The sequence below is a fragment of the Nevskia sp. genome (genome assembly GCF_051860985.1).
Lineage (GTDB): Bacteria > Pseudomonadota > Gammaproteobacteria > Nevskiales > Nevskiaceae > Nevskia.
Genome location: NZ_JBIMKV010000001.1, coordinates 42,216 through 60,240, shown reverse-complemented (window position 1 = coordinate 60,240; position 18,025 = coordinate 42,216). Strand labels below are relative to the sequence as shown.

General features: G+C 68.4%; 14 protein-coding genes and 1 pseudogene. 5 read left to right on the top strand and 10 right to left on the bottom strand.

Translation table 11 applies throughout. From position 1 onward, the window contains the following. Positions 1 to 18: 18 nt before the first annotated feature. Entirely contained in the window at positions 19 to 390 is a 372-nt protein-coding gene (locus ACTIGJ_RS00265; protein ID WP_439638271.1) for a hypothetical protein, read from the bottom strand. Positions 391 to 665: 275 nt separating this feature from the next. Continuing rightward, entirely contained in the window at positions 666 to 1,052 is a 387-nt protein-coding gene (locus ACTIGJ_RS00260; protein WP_439638270.1) for a hypothetical protein, read from the bottom strand. 279 nt (positions 1,053 to 1,331) lie between these two features. Here ACTIGJ_RS00260 and parC point away from each other — a divergent pair, with 279 nt between their 5' ends. Both parC and htpX read left to right on the top strand, forming a co-directional pair. Further along, complete coding sequence (gene parC / locus ACTIGJ_RS00255) at positions 1,332 to 3,572, top strand: DNA topoisomerase IV subunit A (RefSeq protein WP_439638269.1); 2,241 nt, start codon at positions 1,332 to 1,334, stop codon at positions 3,570 to 3,572. Positions 3,573 to 3,641: 69 nt separating this feature from the next. Continuing rightward, complete coding sequence (htpX, locus tag ACTIGJ_RS00250) at positions 3,642 to 4,514, top strand: protease HtpX (RefSeq protein WP_439638268.1); 873 nt, start codon at positions 3,642 to 3,644, stop codon at positions 4,512 to 4,514. 206 nt (positions 4,515 to 4,720) lie between these two features. On the opposite strand, the gene ACTIGJ_RS00245 is transcribed toward htpX, so the two are convergent. From ACTIGJ_RS00245 to sbcB, 7 genes and pseudogenes are all read right to left on the bottom strand, one after another. Next, positions 4,721 to 6,799: an EAL domain-containing protein gene (locus tag ACTIGJ_RS00245; protein ID WP_439638267.1), complete on the bottom strand. Its 2,079-nt coding sequence runs from the start codon at positions 6,797 to 6,799 to the stop codon at positions 4,721 to 4,723. Further along, entirely contained in the window at positions 6,793 to 7,809 is a 1,017-nt protein-coding gene (gene epmB / locus ACTIGJ_RS00240) for an EF-P beta-lysylation protein EpmB (protein ID WP_439638266.1), read from the bottom strand. The genes ACTIGJ_RS00245 and epmB overlap by 7 nt, the downstream gene beginning before the upstream one ends. A 169-nt stretch (positions 7,810 to 7,978) precedes the next feature. Then, positions 7,979 to 8,608: pseudogene (gene nth / locus ACTIGJ_RS00235) on the bottom strand (endonuclease III); the annotation flags it as partial. Then, a complete protein-coding gene (locus ACTIGJ_RS00230; protein WP_439638265.1) occupies positions 8,605 to 9,267 on the bottom strand; it encodes an RnfABCDGE type electron transport complex subunit B in 663 nt (220 codons plus the stop codon). The pseudogene nth and the gene ACTIGJ_RS00230, both read right to left, overlap by 4 nt. Then, positions 9,264 to 9,626, bottom strand: a complete 363-nt coding sequence (locus tag ACTIGJ_RS00225) for a hypothetical protein (RefSeq protein ID WP_439638264.1) — start codon at positions 9,624 to 9,626, stop codon at positions 9,264 to 9,266. Before ACTIGJ_RS00225 ends, ACTIGJ_RS00230 begins: the two co-directional genes overlap by 4 nt. Before the next feature lies 1 nt (position 9,627). Next, a complete protein-coding gene (gene metG, locus ACTIGJ_RS00220; protein WP_439638263.1) occupies positions 9,628 to 11,751 on the bottom strand; it encodes a methionine--tRNA ligase in 2,124 nt (707 codons plus the stop codon). An 80-nt stretch (positions 11,752 to 11,831) separates the two neighbouring features. After that, complete coding sequence (gene sbcB, locus ACTIGJ_RS00215; protein WP_439638262.1) at positions 11,832 to 13,277, bottom strand: exodeoxyribonuclease I; 1,446 nt, start codon at positions 13,275 to 13,277, stop codon at positions 11,832 to 11,834. Positions 13,278 to 13,342: 65 nt separating this feature from the next. On the opposite strand from sbcB, the gene apbC reads away from it, so the two are divergent. From apbC to dcd, 3 genes are all read left to right on the top strand, one after another. After that, positions 13,343 to 14,425 carry an iron-sulfur cluster carrier protein ApbC gene (gene apbC / locus ACTIGJ_RS00210; RefSeq protein ID WP_439638261.1) on the top strand — a complete coding sequence of 361 codons (1,083 nt, stop codon included), beginning with the start codon at positions 13,343 to 13,345 and terminating at the stop codon, positions 14,423 to 14,425. 11 nt (positions 14,426 to 14,436) lie between these two features. Further along, positions 14,437 to 15,048, top strand: a complete 612-nt coding sequence (locus ACTIGJ_RS00205; RefSeq protein ID WP_439638260.1) for a hypothetical protein — start codon at positions 14,437 to 14,439, stop codon at positions 15,046 to 15,048. A 68-nt stretch (positions 15,049 to 15,116) separates the two neighbouring features. Beyond that, the gene (gene dcd, locus ACTIGJ_RS00200) at positions 15,117 to 15,683 is read left to right on the top strand and encodes a dCTP deaminase (protein ID WP_439638259.1); all 567 of its coding nucleotides are present in this window, start codon (positions 15,117 to 15,119) and stop codon (positions 15,681 to 15,683) included. A 43-nt stretch (positions 15,684 to 15,726) separates the two neighbouring features. On the opposite strand, the gene rlmKL is transcribed toward dcd, so the two are convergent. Then, positions 15,727 to 17,922 (bottom strand): bifunctional 23S rRNA (guanine(2069)-N(7))-methyltransferase RlmK/23S rRNA (guanine(2445)-N(2))-methyltransferase RlmL, encoded by a 2,196-nt coding sequence (gene rlmKL / locus ACTIGJ_RS00195; RefSeq protein WP_439638638.1) that lies wholly within the window; start codon positions 17,920 to 17,922, stop codon positions 15,727 to 15,729. Between the last annotated feature and the right edge of the window lie 103 nt (positions 17,923 to 18,025).

Below are 18,025 nucleotides of genomic sequence, written 5' to 3'. Positions count from 1 at the left end.
CGGGCGGAACGTTGACGCTCAGCGGCCGCCGGTGCCAATGGTGACGACCAGCGGGCCGGACGCTGCAACGTTGACGCGCAGGGTATCCGGAATGTTGACGATGTTCTGGTTCAGGAACGCCGGACCCGGCAGCGCGACCGTGACGGTGCGGATGTTCTGGGTGATCGGTTCGCCACGCAGCAGCGACGGCACGACCAGCAACAGGTCGACGCCGATCGGCGCCAGTTCCTGGGTGATGGCCGGATAGCCGCGAACGATGTCGGTCACCGTGCCGACCGGGCGCTGCAGCACGGCTGCCAGCGTCTGGCCGAGGCCGTTGGCCGGCGCGGCCTGTGCCGGTGCCAGCACCGAGCTGGCAGCGAGTGCCGCGATCAAGACGAGCTTCTTCATGTTTTCCCCTCCACGACGGATTTGAGTTGGATGACTGCCTGACAACGCTATCGACGATCGGCGGAGAGTCCTTCCGCCAAAAGTCGTGTTCGCCCGGAAGCCTTTGAAGCGAAAGATGATTTACCGAAACGTGCGGTACCATACGATCGCCGACAGTGTGTCTTCGGCGGCGATGAATTTCAAGCCGGCCGGGCGAGCCTGGCCGAGCGCCTGCGACCTGCGTTCATGGAAAGGCCCGGCAGTGCCGGGCCTCTCGGTTCAGCTGGCTGCGAAGATCAACGGTTGCCGGTGGTGATCGTCACGACGAGCGGGCCGGCGCCGGTGGCGCTGATGCTCAGCTTGCCCGGCAGGCGGGCGACGGTGGCGTTCAGGAACGCCGGGCCGGGCAGCGGCACGGTGATCGACTGCGAGGTGTTCTGCAGGCCCGGGGTGCCGAGCAGCGTCGGCGGTACGGCGTTCAGCGCATTGGTGACACCGGCAACGGCGTCGTTGGTGATCGTCGGCAGCGCCTCGACCAGACCGGCCACCGTCGAGCCCGGGGCCGCCAGCACGGCGCGCACCGTGCCGAGCACGCCGCCGACCACGCCGCCCGGGGCCGCCATCGCCGGCGTCGACACGGCTGCGGCGGCGAGGGCAAGCGCCAGGATCGTCTTCTTGTTCATTCAAAACTCCTTATTCATTCGTGATGTCAGGGGGGCCGGCGACTGCGAACGGTCGCCTAGGCCCGACAAGCGTAAAGGCAGTGTTCGGAATGAAACAATGGACAAAACATTAATTTTCGTAACAAATCTTGTGATTCAACCGTCATGTAACCGCCTCGACGCTCGCTGAAAGTCGCGCCGTGAACGCCCGCCTGCACGGCGGCATCCCACATTGCCGCCGTGCAGTGCGACACTCCGCCGCCGCGAATGCCGCCTGCCCCCATTTGCCGATTGCCGTACATGAGCGAAACGACCGAAACCGAACGCCTGCCGCTGCGCCTTTTCGCTGAAAAGGCCTATCTCGACTACTCGATGTACGTGGTGCTCGACCGCGCGCTGCCGCACATCGCCGACGGCCTAAAGCCCGTGCAGCGGCGCATCATCTATGCGATGAGCGAGCTGGGCCTGTCGGCGACCTCGAAACCGAAGAAGTCGGCGCGCACCGTCGGCGACGTTATCGGCAAGTTCCATCCGCACGGCGATTCCGCCTGCTACGAAGCGATGGTGACGATGGCGCAGCCGTTCAGCTATCGCTATCCGCTGGTCGACGGTCAGGGCAACTGGGGTTCGGCCGACGATCCCAAGAGCTTCGCGGCGATGCGCTACACCGAAGCCAAGCTCACCCCCTACGCCGCGACCCTGCTCGGCGAGCTGGAGATGGGCACCGCCGACTGGGTGCCGAACTTCGACGGCACGATGACCGAGCCAAAGCTGTTGCCTGCGCGGCTGCCGAACATTCTGGTCAACGGAACGACGGGAATTGCCGTCGGCATGGCCACCGATATCCCGCCGCACAACCTGCGCGAACTGGCTGCTGCCTGCCAGCTGCTGCTGAAGGACCCGTCGACGACGCTCGACCAGGTGATGGAAGTGCTCCCGGGCCCGGACTTCCCGACCGGCTGCGAAATCATCAGCGAGCGAGCCGAACTGCGGAAGCTCTACGACAGCGGCAACGGCATGGTCCGCATGCGGGCCCGCTGGGAGCGCGAGGACGACAACATCGTCATCACCAACCTGCCGCATCAGGTGTCGCCGTCGAAGATCCAGGAGCAGATCGCCGAGCAGATGCGGGCCAAGAAGCTGCCGCTGGTCGATGACCTGCGCGACGAATCGGATCACGAGAACCCGGTTCGCATCGTCATCATCCCGCGCTCCAGCCGCGTCGATGTCGAGCAGCTGATGACCCATCTGTTCGCGACCACCGACCTGGAAAAGTCGGTGCGCGTGAACCTGAACATGATCGGTCTCGACGGCCGGCCGCGGGTCAAGAACCTGCCCGAGATCCTGTCGGAATGGCTGGTCTACCGCGTTGCCACCGTGCGCCGCCGCCTCGAGCACCGGCTCAACAAGGTCAACGAGCGTCTGCATATCCTCGACGGCCTGCTGATCGCCTATCTGAACATCGACGAGGTGATCCGGATCATCCGCTTCGAGGAAGATCCGCACGCCGAACTGATGGCGCGCTTCGGCCTCAGCGACATCCAGGCCACCGCGATCCTCGACCTGCGCCTGCGCCACCTGCAGAAGATCGAGGAGATGCAGATCCGGGGCGAGCAGGACGAACTGGCCAAGGAACGCGCCAAGCTCGAAGACCTGCTGTCCTCGGACGCCAAGCTGAAGAAGCTGGTGGCCAAGGAAATCGACGAGGACGCCAAGAAATACGGCGACGACCGCCGCTGCCCGCTGGTGGCCCGCGCGCCGGCCGTGGCGATGGAAGCGACCGAGATCCTGCCGAGCGAGCCGATCACCATCGTGCTGTCCAAGGCCGGCTGGATTCGCGCCGCCAAGGGCCATGAAGTCGACGTGCACGGCCTGTCGTACAAGACCGGCGACGAGTATCTGACCTCGGTCGCCGGGCGCACCAACCACCTGCTGATCGGGCTGGATTCGAAGGGCCGCGCCTACACGCTGAATCCGCGCGAACTGCCGAGTGCCCGCGGCCAGGGCGAACCGGTGACCACCCGGCTCGACCTGCAGGACGGCGCCTCGATCGTCTCCCTGCTGGCCGGCGAGGGTGCCGACCGCTACGTGCTCGCCGGCTCCGACGGTTACGGCTTCATCGCCAAGCTCGACGACCTGCAGGGCCGCAACAAGGCCGGCAAGGCCTGCCTGAGCCTGGACGGCCAGCCGCTGCCGCCGCTGCTCACCCGCAAGCCGGACGATCGGCTGGCGGTCGCCACCGCCGAAGGCCGGCTGCTGGTGTTCCCGATCACCGAACTGCCGGAACTGGCCAAGGGCAAGGGCAACAAGCTGATCGGGCTGAAGGGCGAGGACCGCATCGTCGCCGCCTGCGTGCTGCCGGCCGGCAGTGCGCTGGAAGTCACCAGCCTCAAGCGCCGGCTGACCATCAAGGCCAGCGATCTCGACACAAGCTATGTCGCGGCGCGGGCCTCGCGCGGCAATCCGCTGCCGCGCGGCTACCAGCGGGTCGACGCGATGGCGGCGGTGGCCAGCGGCCGCACGGGCGAGTCCGGCTCTTGATTCGCTGCCGCTGATCGCCAGATTCCGGAAGTCGGAAACTCCATTCCTTACCGTCGTCGAACCTGAAACATGAAACGCATCGGCCTGTTCCTGCTGACCAACCTCGCCATCATGCTGGTGCTGTCGGTGGTGGCCAGCCTGCTCGGCGGTGACCGCTTCCTGACCCAGAACGGCCTCAACCTGACCAGCCTGCTGATCTTCTCGGCCGTGTTCGGCATGGGCGGCTCGTTCATTTCGCTGGCCATGTCGAAGTGGATGGCCAAGCGTTCGACCGGCGCCGTGGTCATCGAGCAGCCGAAGAGCGCCGCCGAAGCCTGGCTGCTGGCTACCGTCGAACGGCAGGCCCGTGCTGCCGGCATCGGCATGCCGGAAGTCGCCGTCTACGACGCGCCGGAGATCAACGCCTTCGCCACCGGCATGTCGAAGAACAGCGCGCTGGTGGCGGTGTCGACCGGCCTGCTGCGCTCGATGAGCCAGGACGAGACCGAAGCCGTGCTCGGCCACGAGATCGCCCACGTCGCCAATGGCGACATGGTCACCCTGACCCTGATTCAGGGCGTGCTCAACACCTTCGTGATCTTCCTGTCGAAGGTCATCGGCTACGCGGTCGACTCCGCGCTCAAGCGCAGCGACGACCGCAGCGGCCCGGGCATCGGCTATTACGTGACCTCGATGGTCATGCAGATCGTGCTCGGCTTCGCTGCCTCGATCGTCGTCGCCTGGTTCAGCCGCCGCCGCGAATTCGCCGCCGATGCCGGCGGTGCCCACCTGGCCGGCAAGCGAAAGATGATCGCCGCGCTGGCCAAGCTGAAGGCCCAGCACGAACCGTCCAGCCTGCCGCAGGGCATGCAGGCGATGGGCATCGCAGGCGGCGTCAAGAGCCTGTTCATGACGCACCCTCCGCTTGAAGAGCGCATCGCGCGTCTTCAGGCTTCGGCCTGACGCGGGGGGCGCTGCTCCCGACCGCCTTGCCGTCGATCCCCGATGAACCGCCATCGGGGCCCCTCGCCGGGTGGCGGTCGTGCGCACCCCCCGCTGGAAGACCGCATCGCGCGTCTTCAGGCTTCGGCCTGATTCGAGGGGGGCCGCTCCCGATCTTCGTCGAGCAGCACGTAGAAAAGGCGACCCTCGGGTCGCCTTTTTGTGGCTCAGTGCTTCGCCGCCAGCGGATCGTCGCTGAGCAGCACCACTTCCGGCTCCTGCACGTGGTAGCCGGAGATGTAGTTGACGCCCATCTGCCAGAGCCGCGCCATCACGTTGGCGTCTTCGACGTGGCTGACGATGGTCTTGATCCGGTGCTGCTTGGCGGCTTCGACCAGTTCGCTCAGGCGGGCGATCGTCGCCCGCTCGCCGAAGGACTGCGTGAATGAGGCGTGGAACTTGAGGAAATGCACCGGCAGATGATCGAGCATCTGCGCCGAGCTCGGGCCGATGCCGAAATGCTCGATCGCGAAGCCGGCCCCCAGTTCCACCAGCTCGCGGGCCAGTTGGCGTGCCTTGCGGATGTGGTTCTGCAGCACCCGCTCCTGCGCTTCGAACACGATCTCGTCGCGCGTCAGCCGGCGTCCGCCCAGCAGTTCGCGCAGCCAGCCGAGAAAGGCGTCGGCATCGCGGATGCTGTCCTCGGAAATCTTCACGAACAGCGTCGCGGCGTCCTGCGGTCGGCTGCGGCGGCTGATCAGTTCCAGCGCGCTGCCGATCACCCAGCGGTCGATCGAGCGCATCAGATTGAATTTCTGCGCCGCCGGCAGGAATTCCGAAGCCGTCCACTCGCGGCCGGTGTCGTCGCTCATCCGCACCAGCAGGTCGTAGTGGTGACGGGTTTCGCCTTCCAGGCTGGCGATCGACTGCCAGGCCAGCCGCAGCCGGTCCTCGGCGAGCGCCCGCCGGGTCAGCGCCGCGACGCGCGCTTCCTCCCGCTCGGCCTGCGCCGTGCGGGTCGCCGAGCCGACGATCACCACGCGGTTGCCGTCCTTCGCCGAGGCGCCGCGCGCCTCGTCGACCAGCTGCCGGATCACCCGCTCGGCCGCTTCGCCGGGACCGGGCTGCAGCAGCGCGATGCTCAGGCTCAGCTGCGCTTCGCAGTCACCGAGGTTGAAGATTTCCTCGCGCAGTTCGCGGCGCAGCGTTTCGGCCAGCGTTTCGATCGTCGCCAGTTCCGGGCGCTCGACCAGCAGCGCCCGCTCGTCGACCGAGAAGCCGAACACGCGGTCTTCCGGAGCGAGGCGCGCGGCGATGGCGGCGCTGGCAAGCCCGGCCAGCGTCTCGGCATCGACGACGCCGAGGCGCGTTTCCAGACCGGCGAAATCGTCGAAGCAGATCAGCAGCGCCGCGCGGGTATGGCCGGGGGCGACGGCTTCGCCGAGTGCTGCGCGGAACGCCGCGCGGGCGCCGCCGCGCTGGGCGGCCGGCGGTGGCAGCGTCGCCGGTGCTGCGCGGCCTGGCGGTGCGCCGGCTGCGCGGATCAGCAGTTCGATGACCTGCTCGCCATCCTGCTGGCCGAGGATCATCTGCGCTTCGACGGTCACCACGCCGTGGCGGCCGGCCAGCTGCAGTGGCAGCGGCTCGCTGGATGCCGCGCCCTTGAGCACGGCCCGCAGCCGCGCCTTGATGTCGGCCTGCTGGCTGGCGGCCACCAGATCGATCAGCGGCTGGCCGGTCAGGGCGGCTGGGTCATCGACACCGAGCCGTTCGGCCAGCGCGGCATTGGCGCGTACCACGATGCCTTCCTGGATGCAGGCCACGGCGTCGCCGGTGGAATCGGTGAGCTTCTCGTGGCGGGCTTCGAAATCGGCGAGCCGGCTGCGTGCCTGGCGCAGCTGGCGGCGGCACTCCTGGCTCGCCAGCTCGCGCAGCACCACCTGTTCCAGATGGCGCAGCTGCGCGGGGCTGTCGCAGCCGACGCAGTCGTCGGCGCCGGCCGCGCGGGCCGCCAGCAGCGTGTCGAGCGACAGCGGCGGATCGAGCAGCAGCAGGGGCCGCTCCGGCAGCAGTCGCCGGCAGGTTTCGAACAGCTGCTCGCGGGCGGCAGACGGGCCGTCGCCGCGATCGATGATGACCAGATCCGGCGGGTTGTTGCGCAGCTGATCCTCGAAGGCATCGGCCTGCGCTACCCAGCGCAGCCGCAGCGGGTGGCCGGCATTGCGCAGCGCGGTTTCGATGCTGCGGGCCGGATCTTCGGTCGGGCTGATCAGCAGCAGCGTGCCGCCGGCCGGCGCTGTCACCACGGCAGCGGCGTCTTCGACGCGCGACCGGCGATCTCGCGGACCAGGCGCGGCACCAGGTAACCCGGCAGCCGCGCGGCCAGCGCCTGCATCAATGCGGTTGCCTGGGAATCACTCACGTCGAAATGTGCGGCGCCTGCCACCCGGTCGAGAACGAACAGATAGTAGGGAAGCACGCCGGCCGCGAAGCAGCGTTCGGACAAGCGGGCCTGCGCGTCCGCCGAATCATTGATGCCGCGCAGCAACACCGCCTGGTTGAGCAGCGTCGCGCCCGCGTCGCGCAGCTGCGCGCAGGCCCGGATCACGGCGTCGTCGATCTCGCGCTCGTGGTTGATGTGCAGCACCACCACCTTCTGCAGCCGGGTGGCGGCCAGCCAGCCGAGCAGGCGCGCGTCGACCCGCTCCGGCAGCACCACCGGAATCCGCGTGTGCAGCCGCAGGCGCCGGATCCACGGCCGTGCGTCGAGCGCAGCGACCAGCTCGGCGAGCTTGTCGTCGGTGACCGCCAGCGGATCGCCGCCGGACAGGATCACTTCCTCGATGCTGGGATCGGCGTCCAGCGCATCCAGCGTGGCGCGCCAGTGGCCGCGCGACGCCAGCGCATCGCCGTACGGGAAATGCCGGCGGAAGCAGTAGCGGCAGTTGATCGCGCAGGCGCCGGTGGTGATCGCCAGCGCCCGGCCGGCGTACTTGTGGATCAGGCCGCCGCCCTTGAGCTTGTCGAGATCGCCCACGGCATCTGTGCTGTAGCCGGGCACGACCTCGGCCTCCCGGGTCGACGGCCAGACCTGCAGGAACAGCGGATCGGCGGGATCGCCCGGGCGCATCCGGGCGACGAAACCGCGCGGCACGCGGATCGGGAAATCGCGCAGCCGTTCGGCATCGAGCGCCGGCAGCGCCGGGTCAAGGCCGAGCGCTGTCAGCAGGTCCGCCGGGCGGGTGATCGCCTCGGCCATCAGCCGCTGCCACAGCGGGCGGCTGGCGGGCAGCGCGGAAGTCAGGCCATCGTCCATCGCGGAGGCGTCCAGGGCAGGGGCGGATTCAGCGGGCGGCGGTCTTGCGCGCCGTCTTCAGCGCCGGCCGGCTGATCGCCTTGCCGGCCGTCTTGCCGGCTTTCCGGGCAGCCGCCTTGCGCGCTACTGGCTTGCCCTTCAGCGGTTTCGACGGCGCCTCGCCGGCTGCCGGCGTCTTCGGCTTGTATTTGCAGAACTCGACGATCGAGCAGCGCCAGCACTCCGGCGACCGCGCCTTGCACAGGTAGCGGCCGTGCAGGATCAGCCAGTGATGGGCGTTCAGCAGGTATTCCTTCGGCGTCACCTTCTCGAGCTTGGCGGCGACCTTGTCGGCGGTCTTCTCCGGCGCCAGCCCGGTGCGGTTGGCGACCCGGAAGATGTGGGTGTCCACCGCAATGGTCGGCACGCCGAAGGCAACGTTCAGCACCACGCTGGCGGTCTTCGAGCCGACGCCGGGCAGCGCTTCCAGCGCCTTGCGATCGTTCGGCACGCGGCCGTCGTGCAGCGCGATCAGCTGCTCGCAGAGCTTGATGACGTTCTTGGCCTTGGTCTGGTACAGGCCGATGGTCTTGATGTAGTCGCGCAGCCGCGCTTCGCCGAGCGCCAGGATCGCCTGCGGCGTGTTGGCCACTGGCCAGAGCCTGGCGGTGGCCTTGTTGACGCTGACATCGGTGGCCTGCGCCGACAGCACGACGGCGACCAGCAGCTCGAAATCATTCGAGTACTGCAGATCGCTGCGCGGGTTCGGATTGACGGCGGCGAGGCGGCGATAGAGTTCCGTGCGCTGGGCGAGGTTCATGGCGGCGAGGTGGATTTGCGGGATCGGGCGCGGGCAATCGCGGCGGCGATGTCGTAGCCCTGTGCCTGGACAGCGAGCAGTTCGCCACGCCGCTGGCGGCGCGCCTCGTCACGGCTTTCGCGCTCGCGGGCCAGGCGTGTCTTGCGGGCCTGATGCAGGCTGCGCCAGCGGCTGGCCATCGCGCTGGCCGGCGTCTGCGCGGCGCTGCGCGGCACCATCGTGATGCAGTCGACCGGGCAGGGCGGCAGGCACAGCTCGCAGCCGGAACAGTCGTCGGTCAGCACCGTATGCAGGTATTTCGGCGCGCCGATGATGGCGTCGACCGGGCAGGCGAGCACGCACTTGAAGCAGCCGATGCAGACGTTTTCATCGATCACCGCCACCGTCGGCAGCAGCGCCTGATCGGCGTCCAGCGGCAGCGCCGGATCATCCGGCCAGACCGCCGGATCGGGCGCCGGCACCGGCTGGCCCAGCGCCTCGGCGAGCGCGGCGAGCGTGGTCAGCCCGCCCGGCGGGCAGCGGTTCGGTGCGCTGCGGCCGGCCGCCAGCGCCTCGGCGTAGGGCAGGCAGCCGTCAAAGCCGCAGCGGCGGCACTGGGTCTGCGGCAGCAGCGCGTCGAGCTGCGCGACGCGCGCATCGGCAGGCGGCGGCGCGATCACGGCAGCTGCCGGTACATCCGGCGCGCCAGCTGCGTGGCCAGCAGCGCTGCGCCGAGCTTCACGCCCAGCACGCCAAGCTGCTGCCAGGTCGGCACGGCCAGCGCCAGCACCAGAAAGCCAAGGCCGGAGATGAACGCGCCACCGGTCAGCAGGGCGCAGATCGACAGCATCGACACCAGCCGCGACGGCCGGCCGAACGTGCCGGCGACCAGGAACAGGCCGCTGCCGGCGAGCAAGGCTCCGATCATCGGATTGCCGTGGTCGGCATCCCAGGCGGCAAGGCCGAGGGCGATCAGGGTCGCGCCGGCGACCGCGCAGTACAGCCGCGCCGCGAAGGTCGCGTCGCCGGCCGCCAGCACCTCACTTCACCTTCATGCCGGGCTGCGCGCCGTCGTCCGGTGCCAGCAGAAACGGCCCGCCCTCGTCGTTGCTGGCCGCCAGCACCATGCCCTCGGACAGGCCGAAGCGCATCTTGCGTGGCGCCAGATTGGCGACCATCACGGTCAGCCGGCCCACCAGCTTGTCCGGCGGATACGCGCTCTTGATGCCGGCAAACACCTGCCGCTTGCCGAGCGGCCCGAGATCGAGCTGCAGGCGCAGCAGCTTGTCGGCACCTTCGACGCCTTCGGCCTGTTCGATGCGGGCGATGCGCAGGTCGATCTTGCCGAAGTCTTCGATGCTGGCCTGCCCATCGCCGGCCGCTGTCGGCGCCGCAGCAGCCGGTGCCGGCGCGGCCTTTGCGGGCTTGGCTTTCGGGGCTTCGGTTGGCGCCAGGCTTTCAGTCGAAGCGGCGATCATGGCCTTGATCTGGGCTGGGTCGATGCGGGTGGCCAGCGGTTCGAAGGCGCGCAGCGTGTAGCCGAGCTGTGGCACTGCCGTGTCGCGGCCGGCGGCGTCGCCGAGGAAGCGGGCTGCGCTGGCAGCGAGGTTCGGCAATACCGGCGTCAGCAGCACGGTCAGCAGCCGGAAGATCTCGACGAAGGCGGTGGTTGCCTCGCGCAGCGCGGCGCGCACCTCTTCTGCCGATGCGAACGCGACCTCGCGGCCGGTCTTGGTGCGGAACGGGCCGAGGCTGCCCTGTTCGATCAGCTTGGCCAGCGACCACGGCTCGATGTCCTGGATCCACTGGTTGGCGGCATCGGCCAGCGCCATCGTCTGGCGCAGCGCTTCGGCGTAGTCGCGACGGGCGTAGGCGGCGAACACTGCGGCCGGCTTGGCGCCGAAGTAGCCGCCGAGCGTGTCGGCCATCGCCGGCGACAGCGTCGCCGACAGCTGACCGGCGAAATACTTGTCCAGGAACGGCGCGCAGCGGCTGGCGATGTTCACATACTTGCCGACGATGTCGCTGTTCACCCGTGCCACGAAATCGTCGAGGTTCAGGTCGAGGTCGTCGACGCCGTCGGACAGCTTGGCGGCGAAGTAGTAGCGCAGGTATTCCGGGTTCAGACCGGCGTCGAGATAGGTGCGGGCCTTGATGAAGGTGCCGCGGCTCTTCGACATCTTGGCGCCGTTGACGGTCAGGTAGCCGTTGACCGACAGCCCGGTCGGCTGGCGATGGCCGGCGCCTTTCAACATCGCCGGCCAGAACAGGCCGTGGAAATTGATGATGTCCTTGCCGATGAAGTGCCACATCTCGGCCGTGGAGTCGGCGCCGATGAAGCTGTCGAGCCTGGCTTCATCGTTGCCGAGCAGCGCGCTCAGGCTTGCGAAGTAGCCGATCGGCGCGTCGAGCCAGACGTAGAAGTACTTGCCCGGCGCGCCTGGAATCTCGAAGCCGAAGTAGGGCGCGTCGCGGGAGATGTCCCAGTCGCGCAGGCCGCCGTCCAGCCATTCCTTGAGCTTGGACTTGACGCTGGAATGGACATCCGCCGCCGCCAGCCACTGCTCGACCTCCGCCTGCAGCTTCGACAGCTCGAAGAAGTAGTGCTCGGAATCCTTCAGCACCGGCGTCGCTCCGGACACCACCGACTTCGGGTTCTTCAGGTCGGTGGGCCCGTAGGTGGCGCCGCAGTGCTCGCAGTTGTCGCCGTACTGGTCGGCCGTGCCGCACTTCGGGCACTCGCCCTTGATGTAGCGATCCGGCAGGAACATCTGCTTGACCGGATCGAAGGCCTGCTCGATCGAGCGGCTGGCGATGTAGCCGGCGGCCTTCAGCTTCGAGTAGATCGACTCCGACAACCGCCGGTTCTCGTCCGAATGGGTCGAGTGGTAGTGGTCGAAAGCCACGCCGAAGGCCGCGAAATCGGCCGCGTGCGAGGCCTGCATGCCGGCGATGAAGGCCTCTGGCGATACGCCGGCCTTCTCCGCTGCCAGCATGATCGGCGTGCCGTGGGCATCGTCGGCGCAGACGTAGGTCACGTCATGGCCGCACATGCGCTGGAAGCGCACCCAGATGTCCGCCTGGATGTAGCCGACCATGTGGCCGAGATGCAGCGGGCCATTGGCGTAGGGCAGGGCGTTGGTGACCAGGATGCGGCGGGACATGGCGGTGCGGAAGGCGTCGAAGCGGGCCGGAATTATGGCATGGGGGTTCGGGCCGGCCGCGGCTCGCCCGGACCTGCCGATCAGCCCCGCAGCAGCCGCTCCAGCCCCGATTCCTCCGGCCAGACTGCCAGCTGCGCCAGCACCCGCAGGCGGGCCGGATCGCGTTCGCGTTCGGCGAGCATGGCCACCCGTTCGCGGTAGTCGTTCAGGGTCAGGCTGGCGAGGCCGCTGTCGTAGCGCAGCTTGCCGGCGACGAAATCCTGCCAGCGGGCGCGTTCGTCCTCGTCCAGCGTGTCCGGGTAGTGGCGGGCGCGGTAGCGGAACAGCAGTTCGTCGTAGCGCGGGTCGCTGAAGCTGCCGTGCAGGCGGGCGATCGAATCCGGGCCGGCATTGCGGACCTTGGCCAGCCGCGCCTTGTCGCCGTCCGGCAGGAAGCCACCGTACAGCGACAACTCCGGATCTGCCCAGTCGCGCGGTTCCTGGGTGAAGACTTCGCGGACTTTCTCGCGCAGCGCGTCACCCGCCGCCAGCAGCCGGACGTGGTTGGCGTGGCAGGCGGCGAGATCGATGCCCCAGCGTTCGGCGTCCGGGCCGCGCAGCGTGGCGATCGGCGACAGCATCGGCGACTTGTTCAGATGCACGCCTTTCAGCGGCAGACGCTCGACGCCTTCCGGCAGGTCGTCGCCGGAGGCGAACACGCGGTCGCGGATGTCGTCGGCGTCCAGTTCCAGCAGTTCGTCGATATCCGCCGACAGGTCGAAGCACAGCACGCAGTTGCCATTGGCCGGATGCATCGCGATCGGCGCGATCACCGCCATGCAGCCTCGGGCGGCGGGAATCTTCGACGACACATGGACGACCGGGGCCATCGTCGTCACGTTGAGCAGGGTGGCGGCGAATTTCTTGTCGCGCAGGCGCAGCGCATGATCGAACAGCCTCGGCTGGGCAGTCTTGAGCCGGCGGGCGACGGCGATGGTGGCGTCGACATCGCTGAGCGCGTCGTGGGCCTTTTCATGGGTCAGGCCGTTGGCGGCGCTCAGGCGTTCCAGCTTGAAGGTGGTCGCGCCGTTGTCGCCGGTCGGCCACTCCAGCCCCTGCGGCCGCAGCGCGTGCCACAGGCGTACGACGTCGATCAGGTCCCAGCGTGAATTGCCGCCGCGCCACTCGCGCAGGTAGACCTCGTGGAAGTTGCGGTACAGCAGGTGCCGGGTGAACTCGTCATCGAAGCGGATCGAGTTGTAGCCGGCGACGCAGGTTTCCGGCACCGAGAACATCTCGTCGATCTGGCGGGCGAACTCGTATTCCGGCAGGCCTTCGTCGCGCGCCTGCTGCGGCGTGATGCCGGTGATCAGGCAGGCCTCGGGCGCTGGCAGCACGTCGATGACCGGCTGGCAGTAGATCACTAGCGGCTCGCCGATCGGCTCCAGATGCTCGTCGGTGCGCCGGGCGGCGAACTGGCTCGGGCGGTCGCGCGCCGGGTCGGTGCCGAAGGTTTCGTAGTCGTGCCAGACGAAGCTTGCGGCCATGGTGGGGTGACAGACGGGGACGGGGTGCGACAATACCGCAGGCCTTCCTTCCATCGCCCAGAACCGTGTCCGTCACCCGCGAATCGCTGATTGCCGCCGTCGATACCGTCATCCATCCGCTGATCGGCCGCGGCCTGGCCGAAGCCGGCTGCATTGCCGACCTGGCGACCGGTGCGCCGCCGCAGATCGTCGTCGAGCTGGGCTTCCCGGCCGCCGGCATCGCGCAGGAGCTGGTCGAGGCCGTGAAGGCGGCGGTGCGCCGCGACTGCCGCGTCGAGGCCAGCGTGCGGATCGGCTGCCGGGTGCTGCCGCAGGCCGTGCAGAAAGGCCTGAATCCGCTGCCCGGTGTCGCCAACGTGATCGCCGTGGCCTCCGGCAAGGGCGGTGTTGGCAAGTCCACCGTGGCGGTCAATCTGGCGCTGGCGCTGCAGGCCGAAGGCGCGCGGGTCGGCATCGTCGACGCCGATGTCTACGGGCCGTCGCAGCCGCTGATGCTCGGCTCCAAGGAGCGGCCGACCTCGCCGGATGGCAAGCGCATCAATCCGATCGTCGCCCACGGCCTGCAGGCGATGTCGATCGGCTTTCTGCTCAAGGACGACGCCCAGCCGGCCGTCTGGCGTGGGCCGATGGCGACCCAGGCGCTGATGCAGCTGCTGACCGAAACGGTCTGGGACGATCTCGACTATCTGGTCGTCGACATGCCGCCCGGCACGGGCGACATCCAGCTCTCCTTGAGCCAGCGGGTGCCGGTGGCCGGCAGCGTGATCGTGACCACGCCGCAGGACATTGCCCTGCTCGATGCCCGCAAGGGGCTGGAGATGTTCCGCAAGGTCGGCATTCCGGTGCTCGGCGTGATCGAGAACATGGCGACCCATGTCTGCACGAACTGCGGCCACGAGGAAGCGATCTTCGGCGCCGGCGGCGGCGAACGGCTCGCGGCCGAGGCCGGCACAGAACTGCTCGGCCGGATGCCGCTCGACATCCGCATCCGCCAGCAGGCCGATGGCGGCAATCCGACCGTCGCCGCCGACCCGCGCTCCGAACTGAGCCTGCGCTATCGCGAGATCGCCCGGCTGGCCGCCGCGCGGCTGGCCTACGGCGCGGCCGGTGCGCTGGCCTTCCCGAACATCGCGATCAGCGACGACTGAAGGCCTGCGGGATGCTGAACCGGCGCATCCCGACCGTCTGGCTGCTGCTGGTGCTGGGCCTGTGGGGCGCCTGGCAGGCCTGGCAGCAGCGCAGCGTGCCGACCTCACCCGGATCTGTCGCGCCCGATCCGCCGCTGCAGACCGCGCTCGACGGCGATGCCGATGCCAGCTTCGAGGCCCGCGGCTGGACCTTGAAGCCGCTGGCCGCGTTCACGCTGCAAGCCCGGGTGCTGAGCCGCGAGAACTACCGCTTCGATGCCATCGCCAGCCTGGTGCCCACCGATCTGGCGCTGGGCTGGGGGCGGATGTCGGATTCGGCGGTGCTCGATCAGATCGAGATCAGCCAGCGCGGCCGCTTCTTCTACTGGCGGGTCCGGCAGTTCCCGATCCCGGAACGCGAAATCATTGCGAGCGCGGCCAACATGCACCTGATTCCGGCCGATGACGCGGTGGCCGACACCCTGGCCGCGGTCCGCGTCGGGCAGGTCATCGGCCTGCGCGGACGGCTGGTCGAAGCCCGCGCCCCGAACGGCCTGACCATGCGCAGCTCGCTGCGGCGCGACGACAGCGGTGCCGGCGCCTGCGAACTGATCTGGGTCGAAGCGCTCGAAGTGCTGCAGTAAGTAAGTCGCAGGCGTTGCGGCGATAATCCGCGCTCGCACCCCGCCGCCAACCGAATCACCGCCCGCCGATGAGCATCAAGTCCGACAAGTGGATCCGCCGCATGGCCGAAAGCGCCGGCATGATCGAGCCCTTCGAGCCGGGCCAGGTGCGCATGGCCGGCGGCCAGCGGATCGTCAGCTACGGCACCTCCAGCTACGGCTACGACGTGCGCTGCGCCAACGAGTTCAAGATCTTCACCAACATCAATTCGACGATCGTCGACCCGAAGAACTTCGATGCCGGCTCCTTCGTCGACGTGAAGTCGGACGTCTGCATCATCCCGCCGAATTCCTTCGCGCTGGCCCGCACCGTCGAATATTTCCGGATTCCGCGCTCGACCCTGGTGGTCTGCCTCGGCAAGAGCACGTACGCGCGCTGCGGGATCATCGTCAACGTCACGCCGCTGGAACCCGAATGGGAAGGCCACGTGACCCTGGAGTTCTCGAACACCACGCCGCTGCCGGCGAAGATCTACGCCAACGAAGGCGTGGCGCAGATGCTGTTCTTCGAGAGCGACGAGATCTGCGAGACCTCGTATGGCGATCGGGGCGGGAAGTATCAGGGCCAGACCGGCGTGACCCTGCCGAAGACCTGAAGCACGCCGCTCGATTCCCGGCAGCGCGACCGGCGCTGCCATCCTATTTGCGGTTCGCCAGCCAGGCGCTGCCGACGCGGCGGATCGCCCAGGCGCGGTGCGCGGCCGGCGGCCGCTTGAAGTCCTCGTCCAGCGTCTTCGGCGTGATGTCCTCGACATCCAGCCCGTGCGGCTTCAGGTCGTCGAGCTTGAAGCGCTTGCGGTTGCAGGAGAAGTACAGCACGCCGTTCGGCGCCAGCAGGCGGGAGGCCAGGGTGATGATCTCGACGTGGTCGCGCTGTATGTCGAGCGTGCCGTCCATCTTCTTGGAGTTCGAGAAGGTCGGCGGGTCGCAGAAGATCAGGTCAAACTGCGGCGGCCGGGTCTTGTCGGCCTGCTCCTTGAGCCAGGCGAGGCAATCGGCGCGGTAGAAGCGGTGCGGATTTTCCTTGGCGGATCGTCGCTCGACATCGACCATGCGGATGCCGTTCAGGCGCAGGTTTTCCTGCGCCCAGTCGAGATAGGTGTTCGACAGATCCACCGATACGCTCTCGACCGCGCCGCCAACCGCCGCCTGCGCGGTCGCCGAGCCGGTGTAGCAGAACAGGTTCAGGAAGCGTTTGCCGGCCGCTTCCTTGCGAATCCTGAGACGCATCGGCCGGTGATCGAGGAACAGGCCGGTGTCGAGATAATCGGTGAAGTTCACCTGCAGCTTGCAGCCGTGCTCGTCGACCACGTGCAGCGCCCCACTCTGGCCCTGACGCCCGTACTGCGAGTCGCCTTTCTGCTGGCGGCGCACCTTCAGGTGGATGTTCGAGATCGGCACTTCCAGCACCTGCTGGATCGCGTTCAGGCCTTCGCGCAGGCGGCGCTCGGCGTGCACCGGGTCGATGGTCTTCGGCGGCGCGTATTCCTGCACGTGGACGTGCAGGCCGTTGGCTTCGTAGAGATCGACGGCCAGCGCGTAGTCCGGCAGATCGGCGTCGTACAGGCGGTAATTGGCGACGCCCGTACGCTTGGCCCACTTGCCCAGATGCTTCAGGTTCTTGCGCAGGCGGTTGGCGAAATCGCCGTCGACGATTGCCACCGGCGCTGCGGCTTCCGGATCGCGGGCGGCGATGTCGAAGGTCAGCAGCTTGCAGGGCAGGTCGCCGTTGTAGAACGCGTACAGGCGTTCGGCGCGCAGGCCGAGGCGCGGGCCGAGGTCGGGACGGCCGGTGAACACGCCGGCGCGCCAGCCGGGGAAGTGCTGCTTCAGCAGTGCGCCGAGCAGGCTGTACAGCTTGACCATCTCGGCCTCGCTGCCCATGCGTTCGCCGTACGGCGGGTTGGTGCAGACCAGGCCCGGTATGGTGGTCGGCGGCCGCATGGTCGAGACATCGGCCTCGCTCAGGCGGATCTTCCAGACCAGTCCGGCGCGCTCGACATTGCCGCGCGCGGCCTTGATCGCCGCCGGATCGAGATCGGCGCCGTAGAGCATCGGAATGCGTTCTGCGCCGGCTTCGCGGCGGGCCTTGGCCTCGTCCATCAGCGCTCGCCAATGGTCGACTTCGCAGGTCGTCAGCGCCAGAAAGCCGTGCCGGGTCCGCAGCAGGCCCGGCGCGACATCGCCGGCCATCAGCGCCGCTTCGAGCAGCAGGGTGCCGGAACCGCACATCGGATCAAACAGGCTGCCGCCACGCGCGAACACCGCCGGCCAGCCGCTGCGGATCAGGATCGCGGCGGCCAGGTTTTCCTTCAGCGGCGCGCCGCCGGTGGCCAGGCGGTAGCCGCGCCGGTGCAGGCTTTCGCCGGACAGGTCGAGGCTGATCGTCGCCTGTGCGCCATGCAGGTGCACGTGAATCGAGACGTCCGGATCTTCGGCGTCGACATTGGGGCGGCGGCCGTGCACTTCGCGGAAGCGATCGGCGAGCGCGTCCTTGACCTTCAACGCCGCGAAATGGGTATGGGTGACGGTATTCGAGCGGCCGGCGACGTCGATCGCGAACGTGGAATCGACATCGAACCAGGCCGGCCAGTCGATCCGCAGAGCGCCCTGATAGAGCGCCTCGGCGTCGGCGATCTCGAGGTGATCCAGCGGCAGCAGCACGCGGCTTGCCAGCCGCGACCACAGGCAGGCGCGATAGGCATCGACCCAGCGGCCCTGGGCGGTGACGCCGCCGCCGCGTTCGGCGACGTCGCTCAGCCCCAGCGATCGCAGTTCGTCGACCAGCAGCGGCTCCAGACCGCGCGCGCAGGTGACGAACAGCGGCCCGGGCAGGGGGGCGGACGGCAGCGCTTCGGAGATGGAACGGGAGGCTTCTTCAGTCACGGTGGCGGGGCAGGTCCGGAGAGTAGGGCAGCGGACAGTGCCGCACGTCATC

Bases quoted from the DNA above. Each gene is read 5' to 3' on its own strand.
- htpX (WP_439638268.1), top strand. From the start codon at position 3,642: ATGAAACGCATCGGCCTGTTCCTGCTGACCAACCTCGCCATCATGCTG.
- epmB (WP_439638266.1), bottom strand. From the start codon at position 7,809: ATGGACGATGGCCTGACTTCCGCGCTGCCCGCCAGCCGCCCGCTGTGG.
- ACTIGJ_RS00260 (WP_439638270.1), bottom strand. From the start codon at position 1,052: ATGAACAAGAAGACGATCCTGGCGCTTGCCCTCGCCGCCGCAGCCGTG.
- parC (WP_439638269.1), top strand. From the start codon at position 1,332: ATGAGCGAAACGACCGAAACCGAACGCCTGCCGCTGCGCCTTTTCGCT.
- metG (WP_439638263.1), bottom strand. From the start codon at position 11,751: ATGTCCCGCCGCATCCTGGTCACCAACGCCCTGCCCTACGCCAATGGC.
- dcd (WP_439638259.1), top strand. From the start codon at position 15,117: ATGAGCATCAAGTCCGACAAGTGGATCCGCCGCATGGCCGAAAGCGCC.
- ACTIGJ_RS00265 (WP_439638271.1), bottom strand. From the start codon at position 390: ATGAAGAAGCTCGTCTTGATCGCGGCACTCGCTGCCAGCTCGGTGCTG.
- sbcB (WP_439638262.1), bottom strand. From the start codon at position 13,277: ATGGCCGCAAGCTTCGTCTGGCACGACTACGAAACCTTCGGCACCGAC.
- ACTIGJ_RS00205 (WP_439638260.1), top strand. From the start codon at position 14,437: ATGCTGAACCGGCGCATCCCGACCGTCTGGCTGCTGCTGGTGCTGGGC.